General features: G+C 63.2%; 3 protein-coding genes. All 3 read left to right on the forward strand.

Features of this window, described 5'->3' with window-relative positions:
- The coding region (locus tag AC1DS3_RS31810; RefSeq protein ID WP_477128701.1) for a multicopper oxidase domain-containing protein at positions 1-1,394 on the forward strand (1,394 nt) is incomplete at its 5' end.
- Positions 1,395-1,407: 13 nt separating this feature from the next.
- Complete coding sequence (locus tag AC1DS3_RS31815) at positions 1,408-3,003, forward strand: multicopper oxidase domain-containing protein (protein WP_477128702.1); 1,596 nt, start codon at positions 1,408-1,410, stop codon at positions 3,001-3,003.
- 17 nt (positions 3,004-3,020) lie between these two features.
- Positions 3,021-7,447, forward strand: a 4,427-nt coding sequence (locus AC1DS3_RS31820) for an Ig-like domain-containing protein (RefSeq protein WP_477128703.1), incomplete at its 3' end; no start/stop codon positions are given.

The following is a 7,447-nucleotide window of genomic DNA, read 5'->3' on the forward strand; positions in this document are numbered from 1 at the left end:
GCCCGGACGATACGGCGCTTCACCCGAAGTCGGCAGCGGGCGTGGTCAGCGATGGCATCAAGTGTCAGCAGATCTCGGGCGGCGACGGCTACTCGACGATGGGCGACGGGACACAGACCTATATGTTCTCGTTCGGTCCTCTGTCGGGTCTCGCGGATATCAAGCAGGGCCTGCCCGGCACGGAGCCGGCTTCGGTGTTCAATTCTGCCTGGCCGTCTGTCAATGGCGCGGTCGGCCTCGTCCCGGATCCGAATGCCGGCAACGCACTCACCGGGCACGTCGATCCACGGCCCATCATGGATGTCGGCGTGATGAACGGCAACATACCGGCCCCCACCATGGCGATCGACGAGGACGACGAGTTCTTCCTCACACTGACGAACGTCGGCATGATCATGCGTCCCGACCTGTTCGAGCAGCATACGGTGCACTTCCACGGCTATCCGAACGCCTCGTCGTTCTACGATGGTGTGCCCGATGCTTCCGTTGCCATCAATATCGGCGGCAGCTTCACGTATTACTACCTGGCTCCGGATGCCGGTACGTACTTCTGGCATTGCCACATCACCCCCCCGGAACACCTCCAGATGGGCATGGTGGGCCAGATCTATGTCCGGCCTCGTCAGAACCGCGTCCCGAGCGGAGCGTCGCTGTACGCTGCGCTGCAGGCCCAGCAGAGCGATCCGCGTACCAGGTGCGGAACCGATATCCTGTGCTCGACGCCTCTTCCGCGCGTGAACAACGGCGCTGTTCACCAGGTCAACAAGAGCAACTCGCCGACGCTATATGCCTATAACGATGGTGACGGCTCGACCGCCTATGACGTCGAGTATCCGATCCAGATCCATGGATTCGATCCGAACTTCCACTTCGTCGGCATGACCTTCAACCCGGAACCCTTTACCGACATGAAGGACAAGTACTTTCTGCTGAACGGACGAAGCTATCCGGACACGGTCACGCCCGGGGCGATGAGTACGCAGGTAGCCGATGGCACCTCGCATTTCTCGCAGCCGCTGCCGACGCTGATCAACATCCCGCTTGGCGGCAAGGCCCTGCTCAGGATCTCGGATCTCGATGTCAGCGAGTTCCAGACGCTGGCCTCGCTCGGCATCCCGATGCACGTGGTCGGCGTCAACGCGCGGCTGTTGCGCGACATGTCCGGCAACGACATGACCTACTACACGAATTCGATCACCCTGGGCGGCGGCGAGTCGGTGGATGTGATCCTGGACGCAAGCGACAAGAATCGCTACCCCGTGGGATCGACGTACTACCTGTACACGCCGAACCTGGATCACCTTTCGAATGACGCCGAGAACTTCGGTGGCTTGATGACCGAGGTCCACATCTGCGCTGCAGTGGACCCGGCTACCAAGGTCTGCACCAACTAGTGGGAGAAGAGCCGTGGGCCACATCACCAGAAACACGTGGATCGCAGGCCTCGCAGGGCTCGCGGCGGTTATCCTCGCCGCGCTGCTCTGCATGCCGGCGCAAGCCGCCGCGCCGGGCATTACCGGGACGAGTTTCGATCTGACTGCCGAGGCGGCCCGCATCAGCCAGCCCGATGGATCGAGCGTCTATTCTTGGGGGTACGGCTGCCGGACTGGCGGCACCGCGCCGGCCGGTTTTTCGCCGGCGGCTATCCCCGGCGCGGCTTGCCCGAGCATGCAGATACCGGGGCCGACGCTGATCGTCAGGAAGGGCGACACCGTGACGGTGACGCTCAGGAATAACCTGCCGGCCGCCGCGGGCAACACTTCGATTCTCTTTCCCGGGTTCCAGGTCACCACGTCGAACGGAGTGCCAGGGCTGCTCACGAGGGAGGCCGCGCACGGCGGCTCGGTCACCTATACCTTCGTCGCGACGACGGAGGGTACCCATGGCTACTACAGCGGCACGCAGAGCGACCTGCAGATAGAAATGGGGCTGTATGGTGCGATCATCGTCCTGCCGACCACCGTCCCTGCTGGCTGCCGTGCCGTCGGCAGCACGCTCCCTGACGGTCAGACTGACTACCGAAACGCCGCCGCGGCCTACACCAACAGTGCCGCATGCTATGACCGCGAGTACCTGTTCCAGTTCTCCGAGATGGATCCGCGCATCCATGCCCAAGCGGAGCAGCAGGTCGGCACCACGGCAGGGAAGGCATGCACGCGCCCCAATGGCTGCATGACTGTCGAGACCGAGCCCTACCATCCGGCTTACTTCATGATCAACGGGCGCTCCATGCCCGATGACATGGACCCGAACTACGCGGTGCAATATCCGCACCAGCCGTACAACGGCRATCCGCACATGCATCCCGGCGAGCTTGTGCTGCTGAGAATCATCGGCACCGGCCGCTGGCAGCATCCCTTCCACGAACACGGCAATCATGTGCGGGTGCTGGCGCGCGATGGCAACCTCCTGCTGAGCCAGACCGACAATGCCACGCCTGCGGGGCCGCTGCTCTTTACCACGACGACCACGCCGGGCATGGCGATGGATGGCATCTTCTACTGGACCGGCAAGGGATTGAACTGGGACGTATATGGCCACAGCGATGGTGCCGTGTACACGGACCAGGCGTTCCCCGCATACCTCAACAAGCCCGTGGTCTGCGTTCCGGATGCCAATGGGTACTACACGAGCGACCCGCTGGCGCCGAACTACTACGAATGGTGCCAGGATCATAACAAGCCTCTCGAAACCCACCCGTTCGGGCAGGTAGGCAGCGGCGGTCCCGTGACGCTGCCCGATGCGAACATCCTGACGAACGGCACCTGGTACGGCGGCAGTCCCTACCTGGGGCCGGATGCGACAACCCGCGCTGTCGGGCCCACGGGTACCACGCCACCATCAGGCACGATCGCGAACCCGCCCACGAGCGAGGCTGGTTTTGCCTTCATGTGGCACTCGCACAATGAGCGTGAGATCACCACGAACAATATCTTCCCGGGCGGGATGATGATGATGATGCTCGTCGATCCGCAAGCCTTCACGATCAACGAAGCCAACTAGAGGTCAGGGGAAACGCGATGAGATCCAACCAGTTCAAGGCGAGCCTCTTCGACTTGGTCAAGACAGGCCTCGCTGCATCGATCCTCTCCATGGCGAGCTGCGTGTCCTTCGCGCAGAGCGTCAACCTGACGGCGAGCGCCACCAGCACCACGCTTCCCGACGGACAGATCGTGCCGATGTGGGGCTACAGCTGCACCGGCGTCGCCGCGCCCGCCACCTGCAAAGGCTTGAACCCGAATGCCGGGACGAGCTGGACGCCCGTGGTGATTACCGTCCCTCCCGGCAATCTGACGATCAATCTTACCAATCACCTGCCGGTGCCTCCAGGCGCCACCTCGGGCATACCGACGTCGCTGGTGATCGTGGGGCAATTGGGCGGCGGTCTGGGCACCGCGCGGACCATGATGCCCAGCCCGAACCATGCGGTGCAGGCCGTTACCTGGCCGATTGCCGGGGATAGCAATGGCGCCACCTTCAATCCGCCCGCGCAGGGGCCGCGTGTGCAGTCCCTGGCAACCGAAGTGGCGACGACCACGGGCGCAAGCCCAACGGCGCTGACCTGGAACAATCTCAAGCCCGGTACCTACCTGATTGAATCGGGAACCCACCCCTCCATCCAGGGTCCGATGGGTCTTTACGGCGTGCTGGTGGTTACCACTGCTCCCGTAGTGCCCGCGCTGGGCACCGCCTATCCGGGCGTCACCTACAACGCGGACGCTCCGCTGCTGCTCAGTGAAATCGATGCCACGCAGAATGCCGCAGTGGCCACGGCTGTGTCGTCGGCGAATTTCAGCGAAACCTCCTCGCGCGTCCTCAGGGACTCGGTCAGCTCCATCTCGGTGGCACTCGACTCCGCCGGCAACCCCATCGCCGGTACCGGCTACAAGGTTGGCGATCTCGTCGCGTTCTCCGGTGGCGGCGCTTCGGTAGCGGCGACGGCTCATGTCGCAAGCGTGGATGGCGGCGGCGCTATCACGGGTATCACGGTTGACAGTGCCGGTACGGGCTATTACGCCGTTCCCGCCGTCACGGTAACGAGTGCCACGGGCACCGGGGCGCAGATCGTTGCGGCGTTGACCTTGACTGGCGTGATCTGCAGCGACGGCGCGGCCGCGTGCTATCCGCCGGCCGTCAACTACGATCCGCGCTACTACCTTGTCAATGGCGTCGCTTTCGACAGAACCAAGATCGCCGGTTCGCTGTTCTCGACGAACCCTGCCAACGCCACCGGCAGTGTCCTGGTGCGCTTCGTCAACGCTGGTCTGCGCATGCATGTACCGTCCATCGTAGGGGCCCTGACCACCGACAACAGCTCGGGTACGCCCAAGGTGGTTTCGGGGCTGTCACTGGTAGCGGAGGATGGCAATCTCCTCCCGGGGAACCGGCGAGTGCAGAATGAAGTATTCCTGGCGGCAGGCAAGACTTATGATGTACTGATCAATGCCCCCGTGGCTGTCGCTCCGGCGACCGCGCCAGCAGCCCTGGCGGTGTTTGATCGTCAGTTGAGTCTATCCACCAACAATCAGCGCGACGGCGGCATGATGGCATATGTCGGTGCCAATGGCGCCACTTTGCCCTCCAGCGGGGTGACTGCGAAGGCCAACCCCGACTCCTACTTCCTGGTTTCGGGCAGTAGCCTGACGGTGGCGGACCCCGCCAAGGGCGTGGTCGCCAACGACGTGGGCGTCTATGGCGTCAAGCTGCTGACAGCACCCACGGGCGGCACGGTCACCTTGAATCCTGATGGTACGTTTACCTACGTGCCCAATGCTGGCACCGCGTCCGACAGCTTCACGTACCAGGCTAACGGAAACGCCGCACTGACGGCGAAGGTGACGCTGGGCGCCTGTACCGGTAGTTGCAAGGGGGGGGCGCCCACAGCCGGCGGCGATAGCTTCGCCAGCAATATCGCATCGCGGTTGCAGATCGGCGCGCCCGGCGTGCTGGCGAACGATAGCGATCCTTCGCAGCTTCCGCTGACTGCCGCGCTGGTCGCCGGTAGCGCCACAGGCGGCACGGTCACGCTGAACGCGGACGGCTCGTTCACGGCAATACCCACGGCTGCGCCGGGCGCCGCGACGACGGCTAGCGTGACCTTCAAGTACAAGGCGGTGAATTCGCAGAAGACGCCGAGCAATGCCGCCACGGTGACGGTGACGTTCAAGGGCGGCAGTGGCCTGGTCGTAAACGTATTTGACGCGCCGAGCGTGCGACCGGGGGCAACGCCGGTCAAGATCACCGACTACCGCTGGATCATCGAGGAAGACCGCACCTTCCAGATCGACCCCGCATGCCAGGTGAACTCCGCCACGCGGCCGGCCAATTGCCCGGCGCTGCCTGTGCCGAGTCTGGGGACCAGTTTCCATACCAGCTATATGCCTGTCATTGCCGCGGGCTGTGTCGGGAAAGTCGCCTGCGAGGCGGGGCAGACTGTCTTCGACCCGGCGAGCAATTCGCACATGCCAGCCGTGTGCGATGTTGGCAATGGCGTCTGCCGCACGGACTCCGCGCAGCAGGCCCCGGTCGACCCGAGCCAGGTGGCGCTCGACCCGGCCAAGCACTACTACATTTCGATTTTGCCCGGTGATGCCGGCAACACCTTCTCCGCGGGTGCGGGGGGACCCCAGCCGGTCGATCCGGCCAATCCCAATGGACCGCAGAGGCCTTTCAGTATTGCCAAGGACTGCCCGTCGGTCGCGGATTTCGCCCCCGGAACGGGAACCTGTGGCCACGGCATGGGCGGCGCGCCGATCGCGCCTGCACAGAAGACGGTCAACATACCGCTGCAACAAACGCCGCTGGCGACGGCGAAGGTCTCGGTGTTCGTGTTCGAGGATGACGCACCGCTCAACGGCGAAGTCGACGTCAGCGGCGGCACCGAGGGCTTCGGGACGTCCCGGGAACCGGGACTGGGAGGCTTCGAGATCAAGCTCTTCGACGATGCGGGCGGTACAGGCGATGCCACCGGGCAAATGACGTATGACATGTTCAACATGCCCCTGTCCAACTCTCTGCAAGGGATGATTGATCCGCTCACGCACCTGAATGCGTGCCCGATCTCGCCAACGCCGAAGTCGGCGAAAGACGGACTGGTCGGCATGATTCCCACCTGTCCGAAATATGAGTCCGACGGCAAGACACTTTCCCCGCTGGTCGGCCAGGCCATCATCGCCAACCTGATGCCCGGCAGATACGGCGTGGTGGCCACGCCGGCAGCCGACAGAATTGCCAAGGGCGAGGAGTGGCTCCAGACGAATACGCTCGACGGACAGAAAGCCCATGATGCCTTCATCAAGGTAGGCGGCCCGGCGTACTTCCAGGAGTTTGGCCCGGCCGGCTTCCACGTCTCCGTCGGCTTCGCCAACGCGAAGATCATCAATGATCGCAGGACCAATGCCGCGAAGTCCGGCCTATGCGACCGTTCTGGAGCCTCGTGCGCCAATGCGGTCAACGGCAGAATCACCAACCTGCACTACAGCCGGCCGCCCAACCAGCATCTCTACGGTAGTGGCTCGCGCGACTCCCTGGCTTTCACGCAATGCTATGTGAGCCTGGGGGATCCGGACGGCGAGGATATTGCCTTCACCAAGTGCAACGACAAGGGCGAGTTCAGCTTTTCCGGCATTCCCGATGGCACATTCAGGCTGACGGTGTTCGACCAGTGGAACGACCAGATCGTCGATGGCCTCGCCACGGCGGTACAGCTTGGACCCAACGCGAGGAGCGTCAACGTCGGAGATCTTGCGGTCCTGCAATGGCACACGAATCTCTATACGAGAACGTTCGTCGATCTGAATCGTGATGGCGTTTCGCAAGACGGCGAGCCTGGCCTCACGCTGGTTCCGACCAACATCCGCTTCCGCGATGGCAGCTACTCCAATTTCAACAATACCGACCTCAACGGCTACGCCGCGTTCAACGAGATCTTCCCGCTGTTCAACTGGTATGTGGTGGAAGCCGATACGACCCGTTTCAAGCAGACGGGTGTGCACGTGGTCTATGACGCCGGCGGTCCGCCGGATGGCACGCCTGGTGGCGGTAAGTCKAACATTGCGGCGAATTTTGCCAACACAACGGAATCCGCGACTGCACATCTGCCTGACAAGCTACGGGTCCCCGGCGCGGTGTACTGCGACAACGCCGATTGCACCGGCTATTCGATCCTGCACCCCGGCCACAGCGCCGCCAACCCGTCGACCGGCCGGATCGATCCGCCGTCGGTGACCACCCTTGGCTGGCAAGGCTTCTCGGGCCAGAGTTCGTTCATCGAGTTTGGCAAGACGCCGTTCGCCGACAATGAGAACGGTGGCATCAAGGGTGAAGTGATCTACGCGTCTACGCGTCCGTTTGATGATCCCGCGCTGCTGATCCACACGAGCTGGACGCCCAACGTGCCGAACGTGACTGTCAACTTGTATCAGGAGGGCACTGCCCGGGATGGAAC

This window comes from Cupriavidus sp. 01L46 (genome assembly GCF_056399905.1).